The 26,107-nt window shown below is 60.8% G+C and carries 29 protein-coding genes and 1 riboswitch; of the genes, 13 read left to right on the top strand and 16 right to left on the bottom strand.

Features of this window, described 5'->3' with window-relative positions; translation table 11 throughout:
- Positions 1-12: 12 nt before the first annotated feature.
- The 4 genes from ACZ9BX_RS05485 (at position 13) to ACZ9BX_RS05470 (ending at position 2,883) form a co-directional block, all read left to right on the top strand.
- Complete coding sequence (locus tag ACZ9BX_RS05485; protein ID WP_476216257.1) at positions 13-1,254, top strand: cysteine desulfurase; 1,242 nt, start codon at positions 13-15, stop codon at positions 1,252-1,254.
- An 11-nt stretch (positions 1,255-1,265) separates the two neighbouring features.
- Positions 1,266-1,646, top strand: a complete 381-nt coding sequence (locus ACZ9BX_RS05480) for an SUF system Fe-S cluster assembly protein (protein WP_087002478.1) — start codon at positions 1,266-1,268, stop codon at positions 1,644-1,646.
- A gap of 115 nt (positions 1,647-1,761) precedes the next feature.
- On the top strand, positions 1,762-2,157 hold the full coding sequence (gene sufA, locus ACZ9BX_RS05475) for a Fe-S cluster assembly scaffold SufA (RefSeq protein WP_476216255.1): 396 nt from the start codon (positions 1,762-1,764) through the stop codon (positions 2,155-2,157).
- Between the two features lie 90 nt (positions 2,158-2,247).
- Positions 2,248-2,883, top strand: a complete 636-nt coding sequence (locus ACZ9BX_RS05470; RefSeq protein ID WP_476216253.1) for a LysE family translocator — start codon at positions 2,248-2,250, stop codon at positions 2,881-2,883.
- 17 nt (positions 2,884-2,900) lie between these two features.
- On the opposite strand, the gene ACZ9BX_RS05465 is transcribed toward ACZ9BX_RS05470, so the two are convergent.
- The 5 genes from ACZ9BX_RS05465 to gcvT form a co-directional block, all read right to left on the bottom strand.
- Entirely contained in the window at positions 2,901-3,176 is a 276-nt protein-coding gene (locus ACZ9BX_RS05465) for a flagellar basal body protein (RefSeq protein ID WP_476216251.1), read from the bottom strand.
- 818 nt (positions 3,177-3,994) lie between these two features.
- Positions 3,995-4,240 (bottom strand): DUF982 domain-containing protein, encoded by a 246-nt coding sequence (locus tag ACZ9BX_RS05460; protein ID WP_027512449.1) that lies wholly within the window; start codon positions 4,238-4,240, stop codon positions 3,995-3,997.
- Positions 4,241-4,350: 110 nt separating this feature from the next.
- On the bottom strand, positions 4,351-7,215 hold the full coding sequence (gene gcvP / locus ACZ9BX_RS05455) for an aminomethyl-transferring glycine dehydrogenase (protein WP_476216249.1): 2,865 nt from the start codon (positions 7,213-7,215) through the stop codon (positions 4,351-4,353).
- The gene (gcvH, locus tag ACZ9BX_RS05450) at positions 7,215-7,577 is read right to left on the bottom strand and encodes a glycine cleavage system protein GcvH (RefSeq protein WP_476216247.1); all 363 of its coding nucleotides are present in this window, start codon (positions 7,575-7,577) and stop codon (positions 7,215-7,217) included. Before gcvH ends, gcvP begins: the two co-directional genes overlap by 1 nt.
- Before the next feature lie 24 nt (positions 7,578-7,601).
- Positions 7,602-8,738: a glycine cleavage system aminomethyltransferase GcvT gene (gene gcvT / locus ACZ9BX_RS05445; RefSeq protein WP_476216245.1), complete on the bottom strand. Its 1,137-nt coding sequence runs from the start codon at positions 8,736-8,738 to the stop codon at positions 7,602-7,604.
- A 152-nt stretch (positions 8,739-8,890) separates the two neighbouring features.
- A riboswitch (glycine riboswitch) is annotated at positions 8,891-8,983 on the bottom strand.
- A gap of 159 nt (positions 8,984-9,142) precedes the next feature.
- Between gcvT and ACZ9BX_RS05440 the strand changes: the two genes are divergently transcribed.
- Both ACZ9BX_RS05440 and ACZ9BX_RS05435 read left to right on the top strand, forming a co-directional pair.
- Positions 9,143-9,520 carry a hypothetical protein gene (locus ACZ9BX_RS05440; RefSeq protein WP_476216243.1) on the top strand — a complete coding sequence of 126 codons (378 nt, stop codon included), beginning with the start codon at positions 9,143-9,145 and terminating at the stop codon, positions 9,518-9,520.
- Between the two features lie 78 nt (positions 9,521-9,598).
- Positions 9,599-10,564: a copper chaperone PCu(A)C domain-containing protein gene (locus ACZ9BX_RS05435; RefSeq protein WP_476216241.1), complete on the top strand. Its 966-nt coding sequence runs from the start codon at positions 9,599-9,601 to the stop codon at positions 10,562-10,564.
- Between the two features lie 58 nt (positions 10,565-10,622).
- On the opposite strand, the gene ACZ9BX_RS05430 is transcribed toward ACZ9BX_RS05435, so the two are convergent.
- Positions 10,623-10,889, bottom strand: coding sequence for a hypothetical protein (locus ACZ9BX_RS05430; protein WP_027512456.1), 267 nt, complete (start codon positions 10,887-10,889; stop codon positions 10,623-10,625).
- 112 nt (positions 10,890-11,001) lie between these two features.
- Here ACZ9BX_RS05430 and crcB point away from each other — a divergent pair, with 112 nt between their 5' ends.
- The 7 genes from crcB to ACZ9BX_RS05395 all read left to right on the top strand — a co-directional run bounded on the left by crcB (position 11,002) and on the right by ACZ9BX_RS05395 (position 16,514).
- A complete protein-coding gene (gene crcB / locus ACZ9BX_RS05425; RefSeq protein ID WP_027512457.1) occupies positions 11,002-11,379 on the top strand; it encodes a fluoride efflux transporter CrcB in 378 nt (125 codons plus the stop codon).
- Between the two features lie 87 nt (positions 11,380-11,466).
- Positions 11,467-12,459, top strand: a complete 993-nt coding sequence (locus ACZ9BX_RS05420) for an RluA family pseudouridine synthase (RefSeq protein WP_132567165.1) — start codon at positions 11,467-11,469, stop codon at positions 12,457-12,459.
- Positions 12,456-13,106, top strand: a complete 651-nt coding sequence (locus tag ACZ9BX_RS05415) for an HAD-IA family hydrolase (protein WP_476216236.1) — start codon at positions 12,456-12,458, stop codon at positions 13,104-13,106. Before ACZ9BX_RS05420 ends, ACZ9BX_RS05415 begins: the two co-directional genes overlap by 4 nt.
- Positions 13,107-13,115: 9 nt before the next feature.
- Positions 13,116-13,901: an ATP12 family chaperone protein gene (locus tag ACZ9BX_RS05410; protein ID WP_476216234.1), complete on the top strand. Its 786-nt coding sequence runs from the start codon at positions 13,116-13,118 to the stop codon at positions 13,899-13,901.
- Positions 13,902-13,969: 68 nt separating this feature from the next.
- Positions 13,970-14,428 carry a hypothetical protein gene (locus ACZ9BX_RS05405; protein WP_476216232.1) on the top strand — a complete coding sequence of 153 codons (459 nt, stop codon included), beginning with the start codon at positions 13,970-13,972 and terminating at the stop codon, positions 14,426-14,428.
- A gap of 37 nt (positions 14,429-14,465) precedes the next feature.
- On the top strand, positions 14,466-15,998 hold the full coding sequence (locus tag ACZ9BX_RS05400; protein WP_476216230.1) for an acyl-CoA carboxylase subunit beta: 1,533 nt from the start codon (positions 14,466-14,468) through the stop codon (positions 15,996-15,998).
- Positions 15,999-16,121: 123 nt separating this feature from the next.
- Positions 16,122-16,514 carry a DoxX family protein gene (locus ACZ9BX_RS05395; RefSeq protein ID WP_476216228.1) on the top strand — a complete coding sequence of 131 codons (393 nt, stop codon included), beginning with the start codon at positions 16,122-16,124 and terminating at the stop codon, positions 16,512-16,514.
- A gap of 36 nt (positions 16,515-16,550) precedes the next feature.
- Here the strand turns inward: ACZ9BX_RS05395 and ACZ9BX_RS05390 are convergent, their stop codons facing one another.
- The 10 genes from ACZ9BX_RS05390 to lipB all read right to left on the bottom strand — a co-directional run bounded on the left by ACZ9BX_RS05390 (position 16,551) and on the right by lipB (position 26,033).
- Positions 16,551-16,865, bottom strand: coding sequence for a DMT family transporter (locus ACZ9BX_RS05390; RefSeq protein ID WP_476216226.1), 315 nt, complete (start codon positions 16,863-16,865; stop codon positions 16,551-16,553).
- Positions 16,866-17,023: 158 nt separating this feature from the next.
- Positions 17,024-17,857 (bottom strand): S-formylglutathione hydrolase, encoded by an 834-nt coding sequence (gene fghA / locus ACZ9BX_RS05385; RefSeq protein ID WP_476216224.1) that lies wholly within the window; start codon positions 17,855-17,857, stop codon positions 17,024-17,026.
- Positions 17,854-18,321 (bottom strand): YaiI/YqxD family protein, encoded by a 468-nt coding sequence (locus ACZ9BX_RS05380; RefSeq protein ID WP_476216222.1) that lies wholly within the window; start codon positions 18,319-18,321, stop codon positions 17,854-17,856. Before ACZ9BX_RS05380 ends, fghA begins: the two co-directional genes overlap by 4 nt.
- On the bottom strand, positions 18,318-18,761 hold the full coding sequence (locus ACZ9BX_RS05375; RefSeq protein WP_476216221.1) for a GNAT family N-acetyltransferase: 444 nt from the start codon (positions 18,759-18,761) through the stop codon (positions 18,318-18,320). The genes ACZ9BX_RS05380 and ACZ9BX_RS05375 overlap by 4 nt, the downstream gene beginning before the upstream one ends.
- A gap of 35 nt (positions 18,762-18,796) precedes the next feature.
- On the bottom strand, positions 18,797-19,924 hold the full coding sequence (locus ACZ9BX_RS05370) for an S-(hydroxymethyl)glutathione dehydrogenase/class III alcohol dehydrogenase (protein ID WP_476216219.1): 1,128 nt from the start codon (positions 19,922-19,924) through the stop codon (positions 18,797-18,799).
- 131 nt (positions 19,925-20,055) lie between these two features.
- Positions 20,056-21,318 carry a zinc metalloprotease gene (locus ACZ9BX_RS05365; RefSeq protein ID WP_476216217.1) on the bottom strand — a complete coding sequence of 421 codons (1,263 nt, stop codon included), beginning with the start codon at positions 21,316-21,318 and terminating at the stop codon, positions 20,056-20,058.
- Positions 21,319-21,430: 112 nt separating this feature from the next.
- Entirely contained in the window at positions 21,431-23,440 is a 2,010-nt protein-coding gene (locus ACZ9BX_RS05360) for an acetyl-CoA carboxylase biotin carboxylase subunit (protein ID WP_476216215.1), read from the bottom strand.
- A gap of 104 nt (positions 23,441-23,544) precedes the next feature.
- Positions 23,545-24,237 (bottom strand): hypothetical protein, encoded by a 693-nt coding sequence (locus ACZ9BX_RS05355; RefSeq protein WP_476216213.1) that lies wholly within the window; start codon positions 24,235-24,237, stop codon positions 23,545-23,547.
- A gap of 85 nt (positions 24,238-24,322) precedes the next feature.
- Positions 24,323-25,261, bottom strand: coding sequence for a DMT family transporter (locus ACZ9BX_RS05350; RefSeq protein ID WP_476216211.1), 939 nt, complete (start codon positions 25,259-25,261; stop codon positions 24,323-24,325).
- 58 nt (positions 25,262-25,319) lie between these two features.
- On the bottom strand, positions 25,320-26,033 hold the full coding sequence (lipB, locus tag ACZ9BX_RS05345; RefSeq protein ID WP_476216209.1) for a lipoyl(octanoyl) transferase LipB: 714 nt from the start codon (positions 26,031-26,033) through the stop codon (positions 25,320-25,322).
- Positions 26,034-26,107 lie beyond the last annotated feature (74 nt).

The raw sequence follows: 26,107 nt of genomic DNA, 5'->3' as shown, positions 1-26,107 counted from the left end.
TCGGATACCGCCATGGACAAGTTAGCACCGGCAGCCACCTACGACGTCGAAGCCATCCGCAAGGATTTTCCGATCCTTGCGCGGGAGGTCTATGGCAAGCCGCTGGTCTATCTCGACAACGGCGCCTCCGCCCAGAAGCCGCAAACGGTTATCGATGCCATCTCGAGGACCTATTCGACCGAATATGCGAACGTGCACCGCGGCCTGCATTTCCTGTCCAATGCGGCAACCGAAGCCTATGAGGGCGCGCGCGAAAAGGTTCGGCGCTTCCTGAACGCGCCATCCGTCGACGACATCGTCTTCACGAAATCCTCGACGGAGGCGATCAACACGGTCGCGCACGGCTGGGGCATGCCGAAGATCGGCGAGGGCGACGAGATCGTCGTCTCGATCATGGAGCACCACTCCAATATCGTGCCCTGGCATTTCATCCGCGAGCGGCAGGGCGCCAAGCTGGGCTGGGTGCCGGTGGACGACGAAGGTGCCTTCGATATCGAGGACTTCGAGAAAAGCCTGACAGAACGCACTAAGCTCGTTGCGATCACGCATATGTCGAACGCGTTAGGCACCATCGTTCCGGTCAAGGAAGTCTGCCGCATCGCCCATGAGCGCGGCATTCCGGTCTTGATCGACGGCTCGCAGGGTGCCGTGCATCTGCCGGTCGATGTCCAGGATATCGACTGCGACTGGTACGTGATGACCGGCCACAAGCTCTACGGTCCCTCGGGAATCGGCGTGCTCTACGGCAAGAAGGAGCGGCTTCGCGAGATGCGGCCGTTCCAGGGCGGCGGCGAGATGATTTTCGAGGTGACGGAAGATGCCGTGACCTACAACGATCCGCCGCATCGCTTCGAAGCCGGCACGCCGCCAATCGTTCAGGCGATCGGCCTTGGTTATGCGCTGGATTACATGGAGAAGGTCGGACGCGAGGCGATTTCACGCCATGAAGCCGATCTGACGGCCTATGCCGCCGAGCGGCTGCGGTCGATCAATTCGCTGCGCATCTTCGGAACGGCGCCCGGCAAGGGCAGCATCTTCGCCTTCGAACTCGCCGGCCTGCATGCTCATGATGTCTCGATGGTGATCGACCGGCAGGGCGTTGCGGTCCGCGCAGGCACCCATTGCGCCATGCCGCTCTTGAAACGCTTCGGCGTCACCGCCACATGCCGTGCATCCTTCGGCATGTACAACACACGTGCCGAGGTTGATGCCTTGGCCGACGCGCTGGAATATGCGCGGAAGTTCTTTGCTTGAGGAGTGTCCGTATGAGCCTGGACGAAAGCGAACAGAAGACCGACGTGCGCGAGGGTATCGTGCATTCGAGCATTCCTACCGATGAGTTGGCGCGCCTTAGCGACGACGTCATCGGCGCGCTGAAAACCGTCTACGATCCGGAAATTCCCGCCGACATTTTCGAACTCGGGCTGATCTACAAGATCGACATCGAGGACGACCGCATGGTGAAGATCGTCATGACGCTGACGGCCCCGGGCTGCCCGGTTGCTGGCGAAATGCCGGGCTGGGTAGAGAATGCCGTCGGCGCGGTTGAAGGCGTATCCGGCGTCGAGGTCGCGATGACCTTCGATCCGCCGTGGACTCCGGATCGCATGTCGGAAGAGGCGCAGGTTGCCGTTGGCTGGTACTAGCATGATCCCGAAAAGCTGCAGTCGGCAGGCTGGTCTTGAAGCCTTAAGCTGCGCGCTTTACATTAAGACTCGAAGCACCCGAACTTAACCCGGGTTGTGGAAGGAGAATGAGCCGATGGGCTTTGCAGTGATGAGCATGACCGGCACCGCCGCGGCGCGCGTGAAGGCGATCGTCGAAAATTCCGGGCCGGAGGCCAAGGGCATCCGCGTCGGCATCAAGAAGGGCGGTTGCGCCGGGATGGAATATACCATCAACCTGGTGACCGAACCCAATGCCAAGGACGACCTGATCGAACGCGACGGCGCCAAGGTCTGGGTCGAGCCATCTGCTGTCCTTTATCTGCTCGGCACGGAACTGGACTTCGAGACGACGACGCTGCGCTCGGGCTTCATCTTCACCAACCCGAACCAGACATCGGCCTGCGGCTGCGGCGAATCCGTGGAGCTGAAGCCCGCCGATCTCGCAGCGCTTGCCGCGCGAGGCGACGCGGTGGTGCCTGCCGCGCACTGAATTCTTCAAGGCCGCAATCGAAAGCCGCCAGCGATGGCGGCTTTGTTATTTTGATTTGTCCCTTTCAGGCAGCGAAACAGTTTCTACGGTATGATCATCGAAACGCTGCTTCTACTCTTTGCCAAAGGCGCTCTTCTTGGCCTCGTCGTCACCGCGCCGCCGGGGCCGATCGCGACGCTCTGCATCAACCGCAGCCTTCATCGTGGTTTCCGATCGGGTGCAGCCATCGGTATTGGGGCAGCGCTTGGCGATGCGTGCTACGCGCTCGTGGCGGCCGCCGGTCTCGCAATGGTTTCGCACACCGTAGACGACTATTCACTGCCGATTGCGGCAGCCGGCGGTGCGCTTCTCATCTTTCTTGGCATCCGCGATTTTATGACCCCACCTGCCGGTGCCGTGGAGGTCGGCGCCCGCGATCTCTTCGGCAAGATCGCCTCGACCTTCCTGCTGGCGATTTCGAACCCCGGCGCGCTTCTTTCGTTCGGCGGCCTTTTTGCGGGGCTTGGTCTGGTCGACGGCAATACGGTGACGGAAGTCGCGGCGATCGTCATCGGCGTGTTTTTCGGTGCAATGGCCTGGTGGACGGCGTTGAGCGCGGCGGTCAATCTCGCCCGCGACAGGATTTCAAGCGATCTCACGCTGCTGATCCGCCGCATTTCCGGCGGACTGATCATCGCCTTCGGAACCGTCGTTCTCGGCTTTGCAGCGCGGCTGCTGCTTGCATAGAGAGTTGCGCGGGTAGGTCAGTCGCGCTTGGTGCTCATCAGCAATTCCCACATGTCGGCGCCGGCCTCGAAAACGACGGCGTTCGCCTTGAAGCTTTGCTCGGCCTGGATCAGGCTCGTCAGTTCCATGAGCGGATCGACACTTTGGTCTTCATTGGCAGTCAGCGTATCGGGATCGACGCGGCTATTGCCGGGCGTGCTGATGTTCGCCACGTTGCTGGCGATCGCGCTGACCTTGCTGGTCTGGGTGCGCATGCCCGAAAGAGCGGTGTTCATGACGCTCGATACATTCATCAGCCGTTTCCTCACGTCTCTATAGAAGCCGCTATACAGAAGAGATTTTAGGGAAAACTGAACGCGTTTCGTTAACGGTAAGCGCAGCAAGGCGAGCACGGCGTCCGAAAATGGCACGGAAGCTGAAAAACGGTGGTCGCCGTAGTTCAAGCGTGCGATCTGAGCCTGGAACGCCATTCGATACTGGGAGGCCTCGTCAGGCGGCAGATCGGCCTGGCGAGGCTCCAGCAGGACCAACCGGCGAGGACATGGAGAAGGTTCGTCAGATCGGCTGTATATTCGCAAAGCCAGTGATCGGGTTGAATAGCGTCCAGCGCCGAGGGCAGGCGGCGATCGCCTATCATGGGCAGCAAGCGATCGAGCCTGCGATATGGTTCGATTGACAACGCTTTATTCGACGATGTCGCTCATTCAAACTTTCTGCTGAGGCTTTTCGCGGACGGCACCATTGATGAGGCGGTCTTGAGGGGATGCCGAGATAACCCAGCACCCATCAAGCAGGCATTGGAGCGAGGGTTCCGCGTGGCTTCTGTTGCCGACTATTCATTAACCGAAAAAGCGGCGCGCGCGAAACGTTACACCCATCTATCGGTAGACCTCGATATCCTCGATCCGTCAACCGATCTTGGCTACAGATATCGAAATCCAGACGGCAGCGGCTATCAATGCCCTGCTTGTTCAACCGATCGGAACCCTCCCGAAGGAGTCCGGCGATCAGATCCGTCCTTTCGCCATAGGGCTGGGCGGCCCGATGGCCTGAGGTCGTTCGCAAGCGTCGCTTGGGAGGCCTGCTGCGACAGGCAAAATCTGGCAGTCGATCAGCCTTGAATGTCGATGCCAGCCTCGATCGCGGCATCAATGAAGGCCTTCCGCGCCTCTTCGTTGGTGCGCTTGCCCTTTATGACGTCGGCGCAGATCAGCAGAGCACGATCGAGGGCGGGGCCGTCTTCGATTGGCCAGTCCTCGATCAGCGCCCAGGAGGCGGCCTGCGTGGTCGATATGGTCATGTATTGACCTGGTTCTTCGAGGGCGAGCAGCACCGGTTTCGACCAGGGCGCTTGCATTCTGGCTTCGCTCTGGTCTTTCGGCATCGGGCGTGACCTTTTTTCATCGTCGGGTTGGGAGAGTGAGGCTGAAAACCCTCCCCACGAGGGGGAGGGGCTTTGAGGGCGTGTTATTCCGCCGCCTCCGCATAGCTCTCCACCGGCGGGCAGGTGCAGATCAGGTTCCTGTCCCCATACACATTGTCGACGCGGTTGACCGGGGACCAGTATTTGTCAACGCGGAAGGCGCCGGGGGGGAAGCAGGCCTGTTCGCGCGAGTAGGGGCGGTCCCATTCGCCGACGAGGTCTTCCACCGTGTGCGGGGCGTTCTTCAGCGGATTGTTGAGCTTGTCCATGCGGCCTTCCTCGATGGCGCGGGCCTCCTCGCGGATGGCCAGCATCGCCTCGCAGAAGCGGTCGAGTTCGGCCTTGGTTTCGGACTCGGTCGGTTCTATCATCAGCGTGCCGGCGACCGGCCAGCTCATGGTCGGCGCATGGAAGCCGCAATCGATCAGGCGCTTGGCAACGTCATCGACGGTGACGCCGGCGCTATCGGCCAGCGGACGCGTGTCGATGATGCATTCATGCGCGACGCGGCCGCTCTCGGACTTGTAGAGCACGCCGTAGGCGTCCTTCAGGCGGGCGGCGATATAGTTGGCATTGAGGATCGCGACCTTGGTTGCCTGCGTCAGGCCTTCGCCCCCCATCATCAGGCAGTAGCTCCACGAGATCGGCAGGATCGAGGCCGACCCAAAGGCCGCAGCGGAAACCGCGCCGGAGCGGCCGTCGGTTTCCGGATGGCCGGGCAGGTGAGGCGCCAGATGCGACTTGACGCCGATTGGGCCCATGCCGGGACCGCCGCCGCCATGAGGGATGCAGAAGGTCTTGTGCAGGTTAAGGTGCGACACGTCGGAGCCAATGTCGCCGGGGCGGGATAGGCCGACCATTGCGTTCATGTTGGCGCCGTCGAGATAGACTTGGCCGCCGTGCTTGTGCACGAGATCGCAGATCTCTTTTACCGTCTCCTCGAACACGCCATGCGTCGACGGGTAGGTGATCATGCAGCAGGAGAGGTTTGCCGAATGCTCTTCCGCTTTGGCGCGGAAGTCGTCCATGTCGATGTCGCCGTTTCCGCGAACCTTGACGACGACTACCTTCATGCCGGCCATCTGCGCCGAGGCGGGGTTCGTGCCGTGCGCCGAGGTCGGGATCAGGCAGACGTCGCGATGGCCGTTGCCGTTGGCGATGTGATAGTTGCGGATCGTGAGCAGGCCCGCATATTCGCCCTGTGCGCCGGAATTCGGCTGCATGGAAAAGGCGTCATAACCGGTGACCGCACAAAGTTTTTCCGTCAGGTCGTCAATCATTTCGCGGTAGCCGAGCGCCTGATCGGCTGGCACGTAAGGATGGATGTCCGAAAATTCCGGCCAGGTGATCGGCAGCATTTCCGCCGTGGCGTTCAGCTTCATGGTGCAGGAGCCGAGCGGGATCATCGCGCGGTCGAGCGCGAGGTCACGATCCGAGAGCCGGCGGATGTAGCGGGTCATTTCGCTTTCCGCGCGGTTCATGTGGAAGATCGGATGCGTCAAATAATCGCTGGTGCGCAGCAGATCCTTCGGCAGGCGATAACCGGGCTCGAAGTCACCGACGGCGAAGTTGCCGCCGAAGGCGCGCCAGACGGCTTCAAGGGTCGCCGGACGGGTGCGCTCGTCGAGGCTCATGCCGATCTTCGTCGTGCCGACCTTGCGCAGGTTGACGCCTTCGGCGACGGCGGCGCCCAGGATGAGGCCCTGCATGTGGCCGACATCGACGGTGACCGTGTCGAAGAAAGTTTCCGGCTCTATCTTGTAACCAAGCTTTTCAAGGCCCTTGGCCATCAGCACGGCCTTCTGGTGAACTTGCTGGGCGATCGCCTTGATGCCCTTCGGACCGTGGAAGACCGCATACATCGACGCCATGACGGCGAGCAGCACCTGCGCGGTGCAGATGTTCGACGTCGCTTTTTCGCGGCGGATATGCTGTTCGCGGGTCTGCAGTGACAGGCGGTAGGCGCGGTTGCCGCGGGCATCGACGGACACGCCGACGAGGCGGCCGGGCATCGAGCGCTTGTGCGCATCCTTGACCGACATGTAGGCCGCATGCGGGCCGCCGTAGCCGACCGGCACACCGAAGCGTTGCGAAGAGCCGATCGCGATGTCCGCACCCATTTCGCCCGGCGACTTCAGAAGCGTCAGCGCGAGGATATCGGCGGCGACGATGGCAATCGCGCCAGTCTGATGCAGGCGGGAGATCAGGCCGGTGAAATCATGCACATGGCCGTGCGTGCCGGGATACTGGAAGATCGCGCCGAAGACGTCCACTGGATCGAGATCCTTGAAGGGATCGCCGACGATGACGGTCCAGCCGAGCGGTTCGGCGCGGGTCTGGATGAGCGCGATCGTTTGCGGGTGGCAGGCGGCGTCGACGAAGAAGGCCTTGGCCTTCGACTTCGAGACGCGCTCGGCCATGGCCATGCCTTCGGCGGCAGCGGTCGCTTCATCGAGAAGCGAAGCGTTGGCGACGTCGAGGCCGGTCAAGTCGCAGATCATCGTCTGGTAGTTCAGCAGCGCTTCCAGACGACCCTGGCTGATTTCCGGCTGGTAGGGCGTGTAGGCGGTGTACCAGGCGGGATTCTCCAGGATGGTGCGCTGGATGACCGGCGGCGTGATCGTGCCGTAGTAGCCCTGGCCGATCAGCGAAACGAGCACCTTGTTCTTGTTGGCGGTTTCGCGGAGTTTGTCGAGCGCCTCGCGCTCTGTCATCGGCGCACCCCAGACGAGCGGCGCCTTCTGGCGGATCGCGGGCGGTACGGTTGCGTCGATCAGGCTGTCGAGGCTGTTGTAGCCGACGACCTTCAGCATCTCCTCCATCTCGGCCGGCGAGGGGCCGATATGGCGGCGGTTGGCGAAGTCGTAGGGCTGGTAGTCGGTAAACTGGAATTCTGTCGGCGTCGTCATTACGCGGTGAGCTCCTTGTAGGCCGCTTCGTCAAGCAGGCCATCGGCATCGGCCGGGTTCTTGAGCTTCAACTTGAAGAACCAGCCGGCGCCCTGCGGGTCCGAATTGACCAGCGACGGGTCGGCGGTGATCGCTTCGTTGACTTCGGTGATCTCGCCATCGAGCGGACAATAGACTTCCGAGGCAGCCTTCACGGACTCGACGGTGGCGGCATCGTCATTCTTGGAAAAGCTATTGCCCACTTCCGGCAACTCGACGAAAACGAGGTCGCCAAGTTGCTCGACGGCGTAATTCGTGATGCCGACCGTCGCCACGCCGCCTTCGATCTTCAGCCACTCATGTTCTTCGGTAAATTTCAGCATGGTTTGTTCCTCTCTGGAAAAGTCTTAGCGTTTGTAGGTCGGCGTGATGAAGGGCAGGGCGCTGACTGTGACAGGCAGGTACTTGCCGCGCACCTCAGCGTAGATTTGGGTTCCAACGGAAGCATGGGAGATAGGCACGTAGCCGATGGCAACGGGGCCTTCAACGCTCGGGCCGAAGCCGCCCGACGTAACCTCGCCGATCTCGGTCCTGCCTTCGGCATCGGCATAGAGCTTGGAATGGCCGCGCACCGGCGCTTTGCCTTCCGGCTTCAGGCCGACGCGGCGGCGCGTGGCGCCGTTGTCGAGCTCGCCGAGGATGCGTTTAGCGCCGGGGAAGTCTCCGGCGCGCGCTCCGCCTGTCCTGCGTGTCTTCTGCATGGCCCATTCGAGCGCCGCCTCGACCGGCGTCGTGGTGGTGTCGATGTCGTTGCCGTAGAGGCAGAGGCCCGCCTCCAGGCGAAGCGAATCGCGGGCGCCGAGGCCGATCGGTTGCGCATCGGGATGTTCGAGCAACCGTTTGGCGACGTCCTCCGTCTTGTCGGCCGGAATGGAGATTTCGTAACCGTCCTCGCCACTATAACCCGAGCGGGAGACGAGACAGGAGACGTCGTGCAAGCGGCAATGACGCACGTCCATGAATTTCATCGCCGCGACGTCGGCCCAGAGTTCGGCCAGCACGTCGACGGCGCGAGGACCTTGCAGCGCGACCAGCGCGCGGTCGAGCAGGGTGATGTCGCAGCGGTCACCGATATGCTTCTGCATATGCGCGACATCGGCTTCCTTGCAGGCGGCGTTGACGACGACGAAGAGATGGTCGTCGAGATGGGCGATCATCAGGTCATCGAGGATGCCGCCGTTCTCATCGGTAAAGAAGCCGTAGCGCTGGCGTCCTTCGGCGAGACCGAGGATATCGACCGGGACGAGGCTTTCGAGCGCAAGGGCCGCATCCTCATACTTGCCCGACTTCGCTTTCACGATGACCTGGCCCATATGGGAGACGTCGAACAGGCCGGCGGCGGTGCGCGTCTGCAGGTGTTCCTTCAGGACGCCGGCCGGATATTGCACGGGCATATCGTAGCCTGCGAAGGGCACCATGCGGGCGCCGAGCGAAAGATGCAGCGCGTGTAGCGGAGTTTTCTTGAGGGCAGCAGTATCGTCCAACGACGCCTCCGGGGTTTGCGCGTGGAATTCCATGCGCGGGCTCAATCTGAAGGCGCGGCTACGCCTTCCTTCCGAGCCCCCTCTGTCCGTTTGCCTGAGATTGTTATCCCTTCGGCGAGCGCTTCGAGAACGCTTCTCTCCAGAGTTCCGTCTGCCCCTTGCTGGTCCTTTGGCCTGAGAGTTTCCGGGGCGGTTGCTCCTTCGGCACCGGTCGTCCGCAGACCGGATTCTCCCAACAAGGTTGCGGCAATTATCCGGCGGAGCAGGGACTTGGCAAGGGGGAATGTCGCCGCCGAACAAATTTTTGTCGCGCTGTCCTTCGGCAAAGTCTGATCTGCGTCAAATGAGCTTTTGCTTTTCCCGGATAAAGTGCTTAATCGCGAAATCCGCTAAAGAGGATCCAGATGATGAAGACAGGCCGAAACGCTGGCATGCTGACGCGCACTCTCTGCGCGCTGAGCTTGCTTATGCTTGGCCTTGCGCATCAGGCGCCGCAGGCGGCCGCGCCTAACGCGGACTATAACAGTGCCGCATACGTCCTGCCGGATGGCACCTACGCCTCGCTTTGCGTTACGGACAGCGGCGACAGGACGGTCCCGCAGAAGCCGGGTTGCGAAGTCTGCCGGCTCTCCGCCTCCGTTATCCTGCCGGTGCCGGATGCCGGCTCCTGGCTGAATCTTGAATTCGCCACGCTGCACAAGCCGCCGGTTGATACGGATACCCCCATCGGGGTGCAAGCCGTCGAACGTCCGAAATCCAGGGCGCCTCCGGTTCTGGCTTGATCTCCAGCCACACCGAAAACGACACTATAATGCCGGTGCGCCAGCCATTGCGAGCAGCAGCCGGCGAGGAGATACCCGATGAAGACCATCAAGACACTCAGCGCTGCGGCTCTGGTTTCTGCAGCCGCATTCACGGCAGCGCAGGCGCATGTCACCTTTCTTGATCCCGAAGCCCCGCAGGAAAAGACGATCCTCGCAACACTGCAGGTACCGCACGGCTGCGACGGCAAGCCGACCAACGAAGTGCAGGTGAGGCTGCCGGAGGGCTTCGTCTTTGCCAAGCCGCAGCCGAAGGCCGGCTGGGAGTTGGAGGTGATCAAGGGCGACTATCAGAAGACCTACGACAATCACGGCTCCAATGTAAAATCCGGCGCGATCGAGATCCGCTGGAAAGGCGGCAATCTCTCCGACGGCTTCTACGACACCTTCGTGATCCAGGGTAAGGTCTCGGGCGTGGAAGCAGGAACGTCACTTACCTTTCCGGTGAAGCAGCTTTGCGGCGATGCGGTCGAGGCATGGGACCAGGTCGCAACCGGCGGCGGCGATCCCCATAAGCTCAAGAGCCCGGCGCCGGTGCTGACGGTCGTTGCCGGCGGCGGCAACGGTCACGACCATGGCGACATGGCCGGGATGGACATGAATGCCGCAACAGGTGAAACCGCAACGCTCGGCGATCTCGAAGTCTCCGGCGCCTTTGCGAAAGCAATGCTGCCCGGCCAGCCGGTCGGTGGCGGTTTTCTTACCATCAAGAATAACGGCAAGACCGACGACAAGCTCGTCGCCGTTTCCTCGCCGGCTGCGGGCGAAGTTCAGATGCATGAAATGGGGATGCAGGACAACGTGATGAAGATGCGAGAGCTGAAGGATGGGATTGCCGTGCCGGCAGGCGGGACGGTGAAGCTAGCGCCTGGCGGCCTGCATCTGATGTTCCAGAAGGTGAAGGCGCCTTTCAAGCAGGGTGAGAGCGTGCCGGCGACGCTGACCTTTGAGAAGGCGGGCAAGATCGATGTGACCTTGAACGTCCTCTCGGCACAAGGCAAATAATTTGGCAAAAGGCTCGCGGCAGTCGTCGCGGGCCTTTTACTTTTCAGAGGTGGGAAATTCAAAAATCCTCGTAGGATTTCAATGCCTGCTGCAATCCTGCCTGCGGCTGCTTGTTGCCTTTGGTCATCAGGTCGAGCGCCACTTCGGTCGACTGGATGATGCTTGCCGTTTCGTTCAGCTCCTGGCCGCTTCGACCCTTTAGCTGACGATCGGCGATCCGGCGCGCGTCCTTTGCCACCATGCTCGCCGGCACGCGGGGAGCAATCCTCAGCGTTTCGAAAGCGGTGGCGGCCGTGCTCGCGGATATGGTAACGACCTGTGTCATAAGACGCTTGGTACAGGCCGCCGGTTTGTAACCGGCTAAGGAAATCATTCGTGTTTTACTGAATGGTAAGATTTTTAGCCATCCGATTGGAATTCGTCAGGTAGGCCAAACTATGATCCAAGCTCTTCTTGTCGGCGCCGGCGGCGCTATTGGTTCGCTTCTGAGATATTACGTAGGCCAATGGTCGCTGCGGCTCATGGGGCCGAGCTTCCCTTGGGGCACGCTGATCGTCAATGTCGTTGGCTGTTTCGCCATTGGCGTTTTTGCCGAAATGATCGCACGCCGGTTCAACGCCTCCGTTGAGATGCGCCTTCTGCTCATCACCGGTTTCCTCGGCGGCTTTACGACCTTTTCCGCTTTTTCACTGGATGCGATCTCGCTCTTCGAGCGGGGCGAGACAGTGGCCGGCGGGCTTTATGTCGCCGCAAGCGTCGGGCTTTCGATGGCCTCTGTCATGGTCGGCCTCGCCGTCGTGCGCGCTTTGATCTGAAAGGCAGTTTCCGCGCAGAGAAAAATGCTCTAAAGCCACCGGCAACAGCCGCGCGTGGCGCGCTCACGATTTTCCGAAAGAACAAGAATGGCCGGAATAGAACATATCAAGGTGGAAGCCGATGAGGCGGGCATGCGGCTCGATCGGTGGTTCAAGGTCCACTATCCGGGCCTCGGCTTCGGTCCTCTGCAGAAGCTGTTGCGCTCGGGCCAGGTCCGTGTCGACGGTGGACGCGTGAAGACCGATGCGCGCGTGCAGCCGGGCCAAACGGTACGCGTACCGCCGCTCGATGTCGATGCGAAGCTCAAGAGCGGTCCGATCGCCGGGAAGGACTTGAAGCATTCCAGCGACTACGAACTTCTCCAGCGCATGGTGCTGCATGAGGACGACAAGGTGATCGTACTCAACAAGCCTGCCGGACTTGCCGTGCAGGGCGGTTCCGGCCTGACCCGGCATATCGACCAGATGCTGGATGCCTGGACAAGCCCTAAAGGCGAGAAGCCGCGGCTCGTGCACCGGCTGGACCGCGATACGTCGGGCGTGCTCGTTATCGCCCGCACCCGTGGTGCGGCGCAGAAGTTGACGGCTGCCTTTCGCGAACGCGACACCAAGAAGACATATTGGTCGCTGGTGAGGGGCGTGCCGCGCAAGCACGAAGACAAAATCTCCACCTGGCTCGTCAAGGAAGCGACCGCCGACGGCGACCGCATGCGCATTGCCAAGCATGGCGAGGAGGGTGCGGATCACGCCGTATCCTACTACCGTGTGATTGAGACTGCTGCGCAGAACCTAGCCTGGCTCGAGATGGAGCCATACACCGGCCGGACCCATCAGCTCCGCGTTCATGCGCTGCATATCGGTCATCCAATCATCGGCGATCCGAAGTACTTCATCGACGATCCCAACTGGGATTTTCCCGGCGGTATCCAGAAGCGGCTGCACCTGCATGCCCGTCATATCGATATTCCGCACCCCTCCGGGGGACGTCTGCGCATCACTGCTCCGCTGCCACCGCATATGGTGCAGACGTGGAACCTTCTCGGCCTTGATCTTGCCGGCGCGGAGAGGGATGACGAATGAAGCTTATTCTCTTCGATTGCGACGGTACGTTGGTCGATAGTGCCGCCTTGATCCATGAGGTGATGGCTAGAACTTTCGTTCAATTCGGTCATCCGCGGCCGGACGTTTCCAGCACCAAATCGATCATCGGCCTGACGCTCGATATCGCGATTGCCCGCATGCAGGGCAAGCCGCATGTCGATGACGAGGCGATCGCGATGACGGCGCACTACAAGTCGATCTACATGGACGTCAGGCAAGAGGCAGGCATGGATGTGCCGCTTTTCGCCGGCATCAAGCCAATGATCGACACATTGGTCGCACGGGAAGACATCCTGATCGGCGCCGTTACCGGAAAGTCGCGCCGCGGGCTAGTCAATGTCCTTGAGACACATGGGTTCACGCCGCATTTCATCGTCTCGCGCACGGCTGACGATTGCCCGTCCAAGCCGCATCCGGCGATGGTGACGGAATGCTGCGACGAAGCGGGCATGAATGCTACTGATGCCATTGTCATCGGCGATGCGATCTACGATATGCAGATGGCAAAGGCTGCAGGTGCAAGGGCAATTGGTGTATCCTGGGGTTATGCCAGCGTTGACGACCTGATCGCGGCCGGCGCCGATACGATCGCCCACCATCCGAACGACGTGCTTGATCATTTTTGAGGTGACGCCATGCGCGACCTGCTGAACGACCATTCCGAAGGTCTGAGCCATCCCGACCCGATCCGCCGCGCGCAGATCCAGATGAAGAAGCCGCTGCCGAAGCGCTTCTACAAGAATGTGTCGGTGGCCGAGCGGGACGAAGGCTTCGCGATCGAGCTCGATGGCAAGGTGGTGCGCACGCCCGCCAAACAGGTTCTGGCAGTGCCGGTACGGGCTGTGGCTGACCTCGTTGCCGCCGAGTGGGATGCACAGGCGGAAATCATCGACCCGGCAACCATGCCCGTGACGCGTCTCGTCAATACCGCGCTCGATGGCGTCGCGACCGACACGCAGGCCGTCTTCGAAGACATCCTGCGGTTTTCCTCGAGCGATCTTCTTTGCTATCGCGCCGAGGGACCAGAACTCTTGGTGCAGCGCCAGACCGCGCGGTGGGATCCGGTTCTCGATTGGGCGGCGAATGATCTCGGCGCGCGCTTCATCCTGATCGAAGGCGTGATGCATCATGAGCAGCCGCGCGAAGCGGTCGCAGCCTTCGGCGTCACTTTGCGGAGACACGACAGTGCGCTGGCACTTGCCTCTCTTCACACCCTAACGACGCTAACCGGGTCGGCCCTTCTGGCGCTTGCGTTCGCCGAAGGTCATCTAACCATGGACGAGGTTTGGTCGCTTGCTCATCTGGACGAGGACTGGACGATCGAGCATTGGGGCAGCGACGAGGAGGCTGAACTGCGCCATGCCAAACGCTTTGAGGAGTTCAAGGCCGCGGCGGAGGTTTTTTTGGCGCTAAAGGCCTGAAACATATTGCTTTGACAGCCATTATGACGAACTCTGCGACTCCGAGCGGGAGAGGTGCGGATTTCAGTATGAATTGGTTTAGGTCGCTTTTTTGTCAGCTGGCGCTGGTCTCCACCCTGCTGACATCCTGCATGGGCCTGACCTCCGATGAGCCCGCCGCTCCCACCTACGATGTCCGCAGTGCCGTGGTTCTCGGCGGCCCAAATACGCCGCCCGAGCTGCTTTCGGGAATCGGCGACCGGATCAATGCCGCCATCAATGCAACGGTTCGCACCGAGGTCTATCCGCGCGTCGTGCTGACGATTCGCATCGCTTCCCTTCAGAAGGCCACTGGCTTCGACAAGAAGCGGAATATCGCCAAGATCAATATCGATGCGGCTTCCGTCGACGATGGTTCGGTCATCGCCGTCAGTTCGTTGGTGGTGACCAGCACTGCCAACGAACAGGCCATGGCGGACCAGATCCTGGCGGAAGATATCGCCGCGCGCATCCGTTCGGCCTTCAAGCTCAACACCGGCCGCGGCTGAGAAATCATGCCGCGACCACGCGGCGAAGGGAGATTTCATGAAGGAAGTTCTCGATGAGCTGGAGCGCCGCCGCGAGATCGCCCGGCAGGGCGGCGGCCATACGCGTATCGAAGCGCAGCACAAGCGCGGCAAGCTGACGGCGCGGGAACGGATCGACCTCTTCCTCGATGAAGACTCCTTTGAGGAGTTCGACATGTTCGTGGAGCATCGCTCGACGGATTTCGGCATGGACAAGACCCGTATCGCCGGCGACGGCGTCGTCACGGGTTGGGGAACGGTGAACGGTCGGACTGTCTTCGTCTTCGCCAAGGATTTCACGGTGTTCGGCGGCTCGCTTTCGGAGGCCCATGCAGAGAAGATCATGAAGGTGCAGGATATGGCGCTGAAGAATCGCGCGCCGATCGTCGGCATCTACGATGCGGGCGGCGCACGCATCCAGGAAGGGGTTGCTGCGCTCGGCGGCTATGCCGAGGTCTTCCAGCGCAATGTGCTCGCCTCCGGTGTCATTCCGCAGATTTCGGTGATCATGGGCCCGTGTGCCGGCGGCGACGTGTATTCGCCTGCGATGACGGATTTCATCTTCATGGTGCGCGACACGTCCTACATGTTCGTCACGGGTCCGGATGTGGTGAAGACCGTCACCAACGAAACGGTGACCTCCGAGGAACTCGGCGGCGCCTTTGTCCACACGACGCGCTCCTCGATCGCCGACGGCGCCTATGACAACGATGTCGATACATTGCTGCAGGTCCGCCGCCTCATCGATTTCCTGCCGCTTTCCAATACCTCGCCGGTGCCGGAGATCGAATGTTACCAGTCGGTGACGGATGGGGATAAATCGCTGGACACGCTGATCCCGGCCAATACCAACAAGCCGTATGACATCAAGGAACTGATCCACAAGGTTGCGGACGAAGGCGACTTCTTCGAGATCCAGGCAAGCTTCGCCAAGAACATCGTCTGCGGTTTCGGCCGCATCGAAGGCTCGACGGTCGGCTTTGTGGCGAACCAGCCGATGGTTCTTGCCGGTGTGCTTGACAGCGACGCATCACGCAAGGCTGCGCGTTTCGTGCGCTTCTGCGATTGCTTCAATATTCCGATCGTCACCTTCGTCGATGTTCCGGGCTTCCTGCCGGGCACGGCGCAGGAATATGGCGGGCTTATCAAGCATGGGGCAAAGCTGCTTTTTGCTTATGCAGAGGCGACCGTGCCGAAGCTGACGGTCATCACCCGCAAGGCGTTCGGCGGGGCTTACGACGTGATGGCCTCCAAGCATCTGCGCGGCGATCTCAACTATGCCTGGCCGACGGCGCAGATCGCCGTGATGGGTGCGAAAGGGGCAGTCGAGATCATCTTCCGCAAGGATATCGCCGATCCGGAAAAGATCGCGGCACACACAAAGATGTACGAAGACCGCTTCCTGTCGCCCTTCGTCGCGGCCGAGCGCGGCTATATCGATGAGGTGATCATGCCGCATTCGACGCGCCGCCGCCTGGCGCGCGGTTTGAAGATGCTGCGCAACAAGGATCTCTCGAACCCCTGGAAGAAGCACGACAATATTCCACTCTGAGGCGCAGGAATGTGAAAAACAAGCGAAATCAACAGGAAGTGATCGGTTGTCAGCGATCCGTGTATTCATTCCAATCGTTCAGGACATTAACGCTCCACTGTCTTATCTCAAAGGAGAGTCTTAATGTCCGCTTCCGAACGCCTCAGCGCCTATCAACCCTATGCGCTGGCTGCTCTTAGGATCATCACCGCGCTTCTCTTCATCGAGCACGGCACGATGAAGCTGTTTGAATTCCCGATTCCGCAAGGAGAGGGCGGCCCGCTTCCGCCGCTGATGCTCGTGTCGGCACTTCTTGAGTTCGTCGGCGGCCTGGCCATTCTGGTCGGTTTCCTGACGCGTCCGGTCGCGTTCATCCTGAGCGGCCAGATGGCGGTTGCCTATTTCATGGCGCATGCACCGCTGGGTTTCTACCCGTCCGTCAACCAGGGCGAATCGGCGATCCTATATTGCTTCGTCTTCCTGTTTCTGGTTTTCGCCGGTGCCGGCACATTTTCGGTCGACAAGCGCAACGCCTGAGAAAAATGCCGCGGGTTCGTCCCGCGGCATCGATCGTCATGCAGTGAATTTCAGCCCGGCAATGCCGGCCACGATAAGTGCGATGCAGCCGAGGCGGCTTGCTGTGACGGGGTCGCTGAGCAGCCAGATACCGAGCAGCACTGTTCCGACGGTGCCAATGCCGGTCCAGACCGCATAGGCGGTGCCGATCGGCAGCGATTTGACCGCCAGACCGAGCAGCACGATGCTGACCACCATGGAAATGACGGTCAGAACGGTCGGCATGGGTCGGGTGAAGCCATCGGTATATTTCAGACCGATTGCCCAACCGCATTCGAAAAGACCTGCAAGGAACAGCAGAAACCAGGCCATCTTACTCTCCTTTTTCAAGAGCGAGGCCGTCCCCGCGACTTTCGCGTCCGAGGGGATCGGGCGCCGCAGTCGTCTGCGTTGACGTTCATATGCGCGGTTCGGCGGCCGGTTTCAAGGCCGGAATTGGCATGGCTGCCATACCAACCGCCTCCTGCTCGTCATCCTAGCCGCTCGGCGTGCCACTTCAGGTGACCATCCATGAAGGTGGAGATGAAATAGTAAGAGTGGTCGTAGCGCTGATGCAGCCGGAGCGTGAGCTTGATATCCGTGCCCTTGACCGCCTCTTCGAAAAGCCACGGCCTCAGGCCGTTTTCTAGGAAGCCGTCCGCCTCGCCCTGATCGATGAGAAATTCCGGGAACCGTGCACCGTCGCTTACCAAGGCAACTGCGTCGTACTTGCGCCAGGCCGCGCGATCCGACCCAAGATATTTTTCAAACGCCGGTGCCGACCAATCGGCAGTCGACGGCTCGACGATCGGCGCGAAGGCCGAGCAGCTCTTGAAGCGGTCCGGGTTCCTCAACGCGATCGTCAGCGCGCCGTGGCCGCCCATCGAATGGCCAAAGATGCCCTGCCGGCTCATATCCGCGCGGAACTGCTTGCCGATCAGTGCAGGGAGCTCTTCGGTGATATAAGTATACATCAGGTAATTCTCGGCCCATGGCTCTTCGGTGGCGTCGAGATAGAAGCCGGCACCCTTGCCCATCTGCCAGTTTGTCAACTCATCCGGCACGTCGTTTCCGCGCGGGCTCGTGTCCGGGCAGACGATGATGAGGCCGAGTTCGGCCGCCATGCGGCGGTACTCGCCCTTCTCCATGACATTGGCATGGGTGCAGGTGAGGCCGGAAAGATACCAGAGAACCGGGCAGGGCTCCGTGATGGCCTTCGGCGGCACAAAGACGGCGAAGGTCATCTCGCATTTGCAGGCTTCGGATCCATGCGAGAACACGCCCTGCATGCCGCCGAAGGCAGTCGCCTGGGAAATGATGTTCATTTTTGATCTCCCGTTCCTGGGGCTGCCGCCTTGGCGCGACGGCAGAGCCGGTCGAAGGTTTCGAGGAACCGCGAGCGGTCCTTCGGGCTGAAGGCGGCATTGTAACCCTTGCTTTCGCCGGTCTCCCGAAGGTGCGCGCCGAGATCGCGCATGGCGCTCGCCATGCCGATGTTCGTATCGTCGAAAACGCGCCCGGTGGGACCGCTGACCAAGGCGCCGGTCGCGACGCAACGCACGGCAAGCGGCACGTCTGCGGTTACCACGACGTCGCCTGCGCCGGCATGCTCGGCGATCCAGTTGTCGGCGGCATCAAAGGCGCTAGAGACGATGACGTTGTGGATCGTCGGATCACGTGAGGGCCGGAGCCCTGAATTGGCAACGAAGGTCACTTCGAGGCCGTGGCGTTCGGCAACCTTGAGGATTTCCAGTTTCACGGGGCAGGCGTCGGCATCAACGTAGATCATGACGCAGTTCCTCCTGGCTGCAAAGGTCGGATCATGTCGATGTGAGGAATACCGTCTTCCAGATATTCCTCTGACGTCGCCGCAAATCCGAAGGACTCATAGAAGCGGCGAAGGTGGCCTTGAGCGGAAAGCGCGATCGCATTGGCCGGGAACCGCCGCTCGCAGGCAAGGACAGCTTCCTTCACCAGCGCTTCGCCGAGTCGTTTGCCCCGATGAGACGGCGAAACGACGACGCGGCCGATCTTTGTCGCATCCTCCGGACGATGTGGTTTCAGGATTCGCGCTGATGCCAGCAACTGTGCACCGTCCATCAATCTTAAGTGAAGCGCGTCAGCATCCTTGCCATCCAGCTCAGGGTAAGGGCAATTCTGCTCGACGACGAAAACGTCGACGCGCATCTTCAGGAGGTCGTAAAGCTCGTGCGCGGAGAGCTCGTTCATGCCGCGCACGTCGACTCTATAGTTCGCCGCAGGTATCAATATAGCACAACACTCCTGATGCTTTCGCCGGAATGCATGAGCTCGAAGCCCTTGTTGATGTCTTCGAGCGGCATTGTGTGGGTGATCATCGGATCGATCTGGATTTTGCCTTCCATGTACCAGTCGACGATCTTCGGCACGTCGGTGCGGCCGCGCGCGCCGCCGAAGGCGGTGCCCATCCAGCTGCGGCCGGTGACCAGCTGGAAGGGACGCGTCGAAATCTCCTGGCCGGCGCCGGCAACGCCGATGACCACCGACTTGCCCCAGCCGCGATGGCTGGCTTCCAGCGCCTGGCGCATCACCTTGGTGTTGCCGGTGCAGTCGAAGGTGTAGTCGGCGCCGCCGATCTGGTCGGCGCCGCGCTTTGTCATGTTGATGAGATAGGGCACGATATCGTCGCCGACCTCCTTCGGATTGACGAAATGCGTCATGCCGAAGCGCTCGCCCCACTCCTTCTTGCCGTTGTTCAAATCGACGCCGATGATCATGTCGGCACCGGTGAGCTTCAGCCCCTGGATGACGTTGAGGCCGATGCCGCCGAGACCGAAGACGATGGCCGTTGCACCGATCTCCACCTTGGCGGTGTTGATGACGGCGCCGATGCCGGTGGTCACGCCGCAGCCGATGTAGCAGATCTTGTCGAAGGGGGCGTCCGGATTGACCTTGGCAACGGCAATCTCCGGCAGCACCGTGTAATTGGCAAAGGTCGAGCAGCCCATGTAGTGATGGATCTTGTCCTTGCCGATCGAAAAGCGCGACGTGCCGTCGGGCATCAGGCCCTGGCCCTGGGTCGAACGGATTGCGGTGCAGAGATTGGTCTTGCGCGACAGGCAGGACGGGCATTCACGGCATTCCGGCGTATAGAGCGGGATGACGTGGTCGCCCTTCTTGACCGAAGTGACGCCCGGGCCGACATCGACGACGATGCCCGCACCCTCGTGGCCGAGGATTGCCGGAAACAGGCCCTCCGGATCGGCGCCTGACAGCGTGAAATCATCGGTGTGGCAGATGCCCGTCGCCTTGACCTCGACCAGCACCTCGCCGGCCTTCGGCCCTTCAAGCTGCACGGTCATAATTTCCAGTGGTTTTCCAGCCTGAACGGCTACGGCGGCGCGAACGTCCATCGTCTGATCTCCTCGTGATTTTCCGGACGAACCTTGGCATGCCGGGCGCGAGCGGCTCAAGCGAAAAAGGCTAGGCGGCGATAACATTATTGCAAAATCAGCTGCTTGCGGCAGCAAGTTTGCTCAAAGCGTCAAAAGAGCTTTAACGCGGAAAAGACAACGGCATAACCATGTATGGCGATTGCGGCGTAAAGCCCGAAGGCGACGAGCATGCGTTCGCCGGCCCTCATCTCCTCAAGCTTGTGGCGCGGCTTGAGGGAGCCCGCGCCGATCATGCTGAGCAGGATGAAGACGGCGAGGGCAGCCGCCAGGACACCGCTGGAAACGCCGATCTCCCAGCCGATACCTAGAATACAGGCCGTTGCGGCAAAGCTCGCTCCGATCAGCGAGCGGCGCGTCCTGAAGATTTGCCGCAGGACCTGACCACCGTCGAACCTTTGCATCGGCAGAAGATTGAGCAGGTTGAAGGCGCCGAGGATAAGCAGGAAGATCAATAGCGGACCGCGGAATTGCTCCGGCAGCAGGCCATGTGCCGCAAGGTTATCCCCGGCAATCAGGATCGGGACGAAAAAGGCCGAGATGCCAGGTCCCATCAGCGCACAGGTGGCAACCTCGAAATGGCTTCTGTACGGCCTGCCGCCAATTGCAATACCGCCGAGGAACGGCACGAAGATCATGCGCACGGATTCGTGCCCGAACGTCCGGTAGGCGGCAAGATGTCCGAGTTCGTGCAGGGCGATGACGAGCGTGAGAAAGGTCGAGATCATCAGGCCCCCGACCGTAAGACCAAAGAACGGCCAAAGCAGCAGCGTCGAGAGAAGCGCCAGGCAGCATTGAACGGCAGGATGTTCGAAATGGCCCTGAGGGACGGACTCTCCGGTCGCCAGCCACCCTTCCAGGGCACGCAGCTCGCGGCGCAGGGCGAAGTACCGGAGGAGAAGGAACGCGAGGCCGCGATAACGATCCGTCTGCGAAATTTCGATCTCGGCGCCATCCGGCGCACGGCGGACGATTCTGCTTTCGCTGAAGTCCTGCCAGAACGTCGCATCGAGCGTACTGTCGTCAGCTACCCGCGAGCGAAAGCCGCGGCCGCCGGCGGTGGGCAACGGCTCCAAAGCGAGCAAGCGGCGCAGAGGCTCGCCGTTGCGGTCCAGATGGCTGTAAAACTGTTCGACGAAACCCTTACGGTTTCCAAACGGCTTGCTGCTGATAACGGAATGGTGCCAGTCGGCGTCGCTGCCGGCGGGATTGATCGCTTTCCACAGCTCTTCCGGCGAACGCCGGAATGCGCGTTTCAAGCGAATGGTGCGCAGGCCGAGCGGTATGCGCATGAGCAGCCAGAGAAGGCCAAGATTGATGAAAAGCAGCAGGGCGGCAGATTGTAGTGCCGTCATTCGTTACTCCGGCCCCAGCCACAGGACGAGAACGCTCCATCTTAAACTGCAAGACCTTAACAAAAGCGAAGCCGCATTCACCGCGGCGCGGATGGGCTTGTGCCAATCCGGATCAGGCGAATTCCAGGATAACGGCATCGACGGCTAGACTCTCGCCGGGTTTCGCATTGATCTTGCCGACGACCAGATCGCGTTCGGCGCGCAGCACGTTTTCCATCTTCATGGCTTCGACCACGGCAAGCGTCTCGCCGGCCTTTACTTCCTGGCCTTCCGCGACGGCGATCGAGATCACCAGTCCCGGCATGGGGCAAAGCAGCAGCTTCGATGTATCCGGTGGCAGCTTGACGGGCATCAGGCGGTCGAGTTCGGCGTGGCGCGGCGTGAAAACGCCTGCGCGGACGGCCAGACCCTGCCAGTCGATCAGCATGCCATTGAGAACGGGCCGCACCTGTGCCGTCACAGCCTGCCCACCGACTGCCCCGTTCCAGACCGGATCGCCGGGTCTCCAATCGGTGATAACATGCAGCTTTTCTCCCACTGCTTCCATCTCCATGTCGAACGGGATGGTCACGAGTCCGTCGATCAGCCTTACCGGCACGTAGCTTCCGCCGATCTTAACAACCCATTCCTCGCGGAGATCGCCGACCGACGCGCGCAGACGGTCGACATGGCGTTCGCGCCGGTTTGCTTCGATCAACGATGCCGAGAGAGCCACGGCAGCCAGCATCGTTTCCTCCCGCTGATCCGGCACCATCGGCGCAAAGCCGTCCGGATATTCCTCGGCAATGAAGCCCGTCGAAAGCCGGCCTTCGCGCCAGCGCGGATGCGTCATCAATGCCGCAAGAAACGGCAGATTATGCGCAATGCCGTCGACCACGAAGCCGTCGAGCGCCTGCCCCATGGCGTCGATCGCCGCCGGACGGTCTGGCGCCCAGGTGCAAAGCTTTGCGATCATCGGGTCGTAATACATCGAGATTTCCGCGCCCTCGAAGACGCCGGTATCGTTGCGGACAATCGTGTTTCCGTGCCTGCCTTCCGCCGGCGGACGGTACCGTATCAGGCGGCCGATCGAGGGCAGGAAGTTGCGATAGGGATCTTCGGCGTAGAGGCGGCTTTCGATCGCCCAGCCATTCAGCTTTATGTCCTTCTGGCTGAAGGGAAGCGTTTCATCCGCGGCGACGCGGATCATCTGCTCCACAAGATCGATCCCGGTCACCAGTTCCGTCACCGGATGCTCGACCTGCAGCCGCGTGTTCATCTCGAGAAAATAGAAATTTCGGTCGCGATCGACGATGAATTCCACCGTGCCTGCGCTTTGGTAGCCGACGGCCTTAGCCAGCGCGACAGACTGCTTGCCCATCGCCTGCCTGGTCTTTTCGTCGAGGAAGGGCGAGGGCGCCTCTTCGACGACCTTCTGGTTCCGCCGCTGGATCGAGCATTCCCGCTCGCCGAGATAGACGGCATTGCCGTGCGCATCGGCCAGCACTTGGATTTCGATATGACGCGGGTCGACGATGTATTTCTCGATGAAGACGCGATCATCGCCGAAGGAACTCCGCGCCTCCGAGCGGGCGCGGTCGAAGCCGTCGCACACCCCCGCCTCGTTCCAGGCGACGCGCATGCCCTTGCCACCGCCGCCGGCCGAAGCCTTGATCATCACCGGATAGCCGATCTCACCGGCGATCTTTTCGGCATGCGCCGCATCCTCGATGACGCCGAGATAGCCCGGCACCGTCGAGACCTTGGCGGCATTGGCGAACTTCTTCGATTCGATCTTGTCGCCCATCGCCCTGATGGCCTTCGGTTTCGGCCCGATGAAAACGATGCCTTCCTTTTCTAGCGCCTCGCAGAAAGAGGCCCGTTCCGAGAGGAAGCCGTAGCCGGGATGGACGGCTTCGGCACCGGTCTCCTTACAGGCGGCGATGATCTTTTCGGCGACGAGATAACTCTCGGCTGCCGCGGCCGGACCGATATGCACGGCCTCATCGGCCATCTCGACGTGGAGGGCATCCCTGTCTGCGTCCGAATAGACCGCGACCGTTGCAATACCCATGCGGCGCGCAGTCTTGATCACGCGGCAAGCGATCTCGCCGCGGTTCGCGATCAGGATTTTCTTGAACATGCAGACTCCACCCGAAAAATGCGTCCAGAAGTTCTACGCAGAAACGCCGAGACGCACAATCGTGCGAAAGTTGACGGTGAGGAGGGGACCTGTCCTAACGGAAGTCACGCGACCGCTTGTTCGTCGTCCACGATCCGCAGCCAGCGGCTGGTGCGCGGTTCGGCATATTCGCGGAGTTCGAGAGCCCGCAGGATGTCGGTCCAGCGGGGATGGTTGGCGGCAGGCAGCGTCGCCGCTTCAATCCGGTGCAGAACGTTGTAGGTGAGCGGTGAAACCGGAAGCACACCGCCCTCGCAGATATTCCTCAGCACACGCATGACGAAATCGACGTCCTGACGGGTGACGCCCTTGCGATTCACTGCGCGCGACAGCTTGTAGCCGCCGACATCGTCGGTGATCGCGAGCCGCAGCTGATCGAGCGCAAAGGCGCGCAGATCGTCCGGCACATGGGCGGAAATCTCCATGATGTGCAGCACGAGCTCCAGTTCGAGCGCCGAATTGACGACACCGCCAGTCGCAAACATGCGCATGATCCATGCGACATTGATTTCGTCCAGCGAGCCTTGCGGATAACTGTAGTTGACGATGAAACCGGCGAGTTGCTCCACGAAGAAGGAGTTCCATTCCGGGCATTTTTCAGGGCAGGAATTGTTCAGCGCCAGCATGACAACGACGTCGTCCGTCGTCCGGACGCCGTCCGGAAAGCTGTGCCTGCGCAAGAGGCCGATATCGTCGGCGGCCAACCGATGCTTCCCGGCGATCACGCATGCCGGAAAAGCCAATCGGAATTCGCTCATCTTTTATCTCCAGGCTTCATCATGAAGCCGGAAACAGTTCTAGCGCAGCGGAATTGATGAACCATCAATAACAAAAGTTAACCGATTATGCAGGCGTCTCCGACGATTTTAGCGACCGTGATTGAACGCGTTCGCGCCAGATGATGAAAAGACCTGATGCGACGATGATGAAAATGCCGATCCATTTGGAAAAATTGGGAAAATCGTTGAACAGCGCGTATCCGAGCACCGTCGCCGAGATGATCTCGAAATATTGGAACGGGGCAAGCAGCGACAGCGGCGCCAGGCGGAATGCCCTGACGACCAGCATATGTGCATAACCGGAAATGGTGCCGAGGGTCAGCAGTAGGAAGAGGACCAGCGTGGACGAGGGGAGCGACATCTCGAAATCGGGTATCGCAAGCGCATTTCCGCCAAGAAGCGCGGCGCCCATAAAGAGCGTTCCGCCGAATCCGGCCATGGTCTGCATCGTCAATGGCGAATCAGCCTCACCGATCGCGCGGTTAAGGAAAAGATAGAGGGAAAAGAGGAAGGCGCAGCACACCGGCAGAAGCGCCTTCAGGCCGAAGATTTCGTAGCTCGGCTGGATGACAATCATCGCGCCGCCGAATCCGACGACGATCGCCATCCATCGCCGCCAGCCGACCGTGTCGCCGAGAAAGAGCGCCGAAAGCGCCGTCAGCATGAAGGGCTCGACGAAATAAATCGCGAAGACATCGGCGAGCGGCATGTATTTGACCGCGACGAAGAAAAGCAGGCTGGCTGCACCATGCAAGGCGCCGCGCAAAAGGTTCATCCACGGCCGCTTGGCCGAAAGCGCCTTCCAGCGGAAGACGGCAAACAAGATAGGAAGCGTGCAAGCAACCTGAAAGAAGAAGCGGTAGAAAGTCACTTGGCCAGGCGACATCGCCTCAAAGGTCGCCATGTATTTGGCGATCGCATCCATGGCGGGCAGCACGACCATGGCGCCGGCCATGATGGCCATGCCTTGAAGCGGATTTTGCGGAGATTGTTCTTGGGACATGGCGCGGCTTTCGGGAACGAAGCCATCAACCATAGGAATGCATGCCGATCAATATGGCTTAGCGCTCGCCCACCGTTTCGCCGAAGACCGTTCCGAAGGCTTCCCGCAGACGGATATCCACATCCGCCATCATCACCGGCAGGCCGAGATCGACTAGGCTCGTCACGCCATAGGCGGAAATCCCGCACGGCACGATGCCAGTAAAATGATCGAGGTCCGGATCGACATTGAGCGACAGGCCGTGAAACGTCACCCATCGGCGAAGCCGGATGCCGAGTGCGGCAATCTTGTCCTCGCTCATGCTGCCGTCCGGCAGCAGCGGTTTCTCCGGCCGTCTTACCCAGACGCCGACGCGATCCTCGCGCCGCTCGCCGCGCACATTCATCGAATCGAGCGTGCGGATCACCACCTCTTCCAGCGCTGCCACGAAAGCGCGCACATCCTGACGACGGCGCTTGAGATCAAGCATCACATAGGCAACGCGCTGGCCGGGGCCATGATAGGTGTATTCGCCGCCGCGGCCGGTCGCAAAGACCGGGAAACGATCCGGCTGCACAAGGTCCTTTGCATTGGCGCTGGTGCCTGCCGTATAAAGGGGCGGATGCTCGACGAGCCAGACAAGCTCGTCGCCGCCTTCGGCGATCATCGCCACCTCGCGCTCCATCGTTCCTACGGCCTCTTCGTAGGCTACGAAACCATCGGCGATGCGCCAGCGCACCGGCTTTGAGCCTTCAAGCGGAAACATGGAGAATTGCAGATCGGTGCGCAGCATGGACTTTCCCTCGCCGCACGGCGATCACAGGCGGCAGACCGCCTATATGGCCCCGTTTGACGTGCAATTCAAAT

Source organism: Rhizobium sp. USDA 3886 (assembly GCF_056279785.1).
Note: the sequence above shows the minus strand (reverse complement) of the source record. Positions and strands in the feature narration are given on the sequence as shown.

What these genes read in the sequence shown, in the direction of transcription:
- ACZ9BX_RS05485 (WP_476216257.1), top strand. Translation starts at nt 13, where the DNA reads ATGGACAAGTTAGCACCGGCAGCCACCTACGACGTCGAAGCCATCCGC.
- ACZ9BX_RS05480 (WP_087002478.1), top strand. Translation starts at nt 1,266, where the DNA reads ATGAGCCTGGACGAAAGCGAACAGAAGACCGACGTGCGCGAGGGTATC.
- sufA (WP_476216255.1), top strand. Translation starts at nt 1,762, where the DNA reads ATGGGCTTTGCAGTGATGAGCATGACCGGCACCGCCGCGGCGCGCGTG.
- ACZ9BX_RS05470 (WP_476216253.1), top strand. Translation starts at nt 2,248, where the DNA reads ATGATCATCGAAACGCTGCTTCTACTCTTTGCCAAAGGCGCTCTTCTT.
- ACZ9BX_RS05465 (WP_476216251.1), bottom strand. Translation starts at nt 3,176, where the DNA reads ATGAATGTATCGAGCGTCATGAACACCGCTCTTTCGGGCATGCGCACC.
- ACZ9BX_RS05460 (WP_027512449.1), bottom strand. Translation starts at nt 4,240, where the DNA reads ATGCAAGCGCCCTGGTCGAAACCGGTGCTGCTCGCCCTCGAAGAACCA.
- gcvP (WP_476216249.1), bottom strand. Translation starts at nt 7,215, where the DNA reads ATGACGACGCCGACAGAATTCCAGTTTACCGACTACCAGCCCTACGAC.
- gcvH (WP_476216247.1), bottom strand. Translation starts at nt 7,577, where the DNA reads ATGCTGAAATTTACCGAAGAACATGAGTGGCTGAAGATCGAAGGCGGC.
- ACZ9BX_RS05440 (WP_476216243.1), top strand. Translation starts at nt 9,143, where the DNA reads ATGATGAAGACAGGCCGAAACGCTGGCATGCTGACGCGCACTCTCTGC.
- ACZ9BX_RS05435 (WP_476216241.1), top strand. Translation starts at nt 9,599, where the DNA reads ATGAAGACCATCAAGACACTCAGCGCTGCGGCTCTGGTTTCTGCAGCC.
- ACZ9BX_RS05430 (WP_027512456.1), bottom strand. Translation starts at nt 10,889, where the DNA reads ATGACACAGGTCGTTACCATATCCGCGAGCACGGCCGCCACCGCTTTC.
- crcB (WP_027512457.1), top strand. Translation starts at nt 11,002, where the DNA reads ATGATCCAAGCTCTTCTTGTCGGCGCCGGCGGCGCTATTGGTTCGCTT.
- ACZ9BX_RS05420 (WP_132567165.1), top strand. Translation starts at nt 11,467, where the DNA reads ATGGCCGGAATAGAACATATCAAGGTGGAAGCCGATGAGGCGGGCATG.
- ACZ9BX_RS05415 (WP_476216236.1), top strand. Translation starts at nt 12,456, where the DNA reads ATGAAGCTTATTCTCTTCGATTGCGACGGTACGTTGGTCGATAGTGCC.
- ACZ9BX_RS05410 (WP_476216234.1), top strand. Translation starts at nt 13,116, where the DNA reads ATGCGCGACCTGCTGAACGACCATTCCGAAGGTCTGAGCCATCCCGAC.
- ACZ9BX_RS05405 (WP_476216232.1), top strand. Translation starts at nt 13,970, where the DNA reads ATGAATTGGTTTAGGTCGCTTTTTTGTCAGCTGGCGCTGGTCTCCACC.
- ACZ9BX_RS05400 (WP_476216230.1), top strand. Translation starts at nt 14,466, where the DNA reads ATGAAGGAAGTTCTCGATGAGCTGGAGCGCCGCCGCGAGATCGCCCGG.
- ACZ9BX_RS05395 (WP_476216228.1), top strand. Translation starts at nt 16,122, where the DNA reads ATGTCCGCTTCCGAACGCCTCAGCGCCTATCAACCCTATGCGCTGGCT.
- ACZ9BX_RS05390 (WP_476216226.1), bottom strand. Translation starts at nt 16,865, where the DNA reads ATGGCCTGGTTTCTGCTGTTCCTTGCAGGTCTTTTCGAATGCGGTTGG.
- fghA (WP_476216224.1), bottom strand. Translation starts at nt 17,857, where the DNA reads ATGAACATCATTTCCCAGGCGACTGCCTTCGGCGGCATGCAGGGCGTG.
- ACZ9BX_RS05380 (WP_476216222.1), bottom strand. Translation starts at nt 18,321, where the DNA reads ATGATCTACGTTGATGCCGACGCCTGCCCCGTGAAACTGGAAATCCTC.
- ACZ9BX_RS05375 (WP_476216221.1), bottom strand. Translation starts at nt 18,761, where the DNA reads ATGAACGAGCTCTCCGCGCACGAGCTTTACGACCTCCTGAAGATGCGC.
- ACZ9BX_RS05370 (WP_476216219.1), bottom strand. Translation starts at nt 19,924, where the DNA reads ATGGACGTTCGCGCCGCCGTAGCCGTTCAGGCTGGAAAACCACTGGAA.
- ACZ9BX_RS05365 (WP_476216217.1), bottom strand. Translation starts at nt 21,318, where the DNA reads ATGACGGCACTACAATCTGCCGCCCTGCTGCTTTTCATCAATCTTGGC.
- ACZ9BX_RS05360 (WP_476216215.1), bottom strand. Translation starts at nt 23,440, where the DNA reads ATGTTCAAGAAAATCCTGATCGCGAACCGCGGCGAGATCGCTTGCCGC.
- ACZ9BX_RS05355 (WP_476216213.1), bottom strand. Translation starts at nt 24,237, where the DNA reads ATGAGCGAATTCCGATTGGCTTTTCCGGCATGCGTGATCGCCGGGAAG.
- ACZ9BX_RS05350 (WP_476216211.1), bottom strand. Translation starts at nt 25,261, where the DNA reads ATGTCCCAAGAACAATCTCCGCAAAATCCGCTTCAAGGCATGGCCATC.
- lipB (WP_476216209.1), bottom strand. Translation starts at nt 26,033, where the DNA reads ATGCTGCGCACCGATCTGCAATTCTCCATGTTTCCGCTTGAAGGCTCA.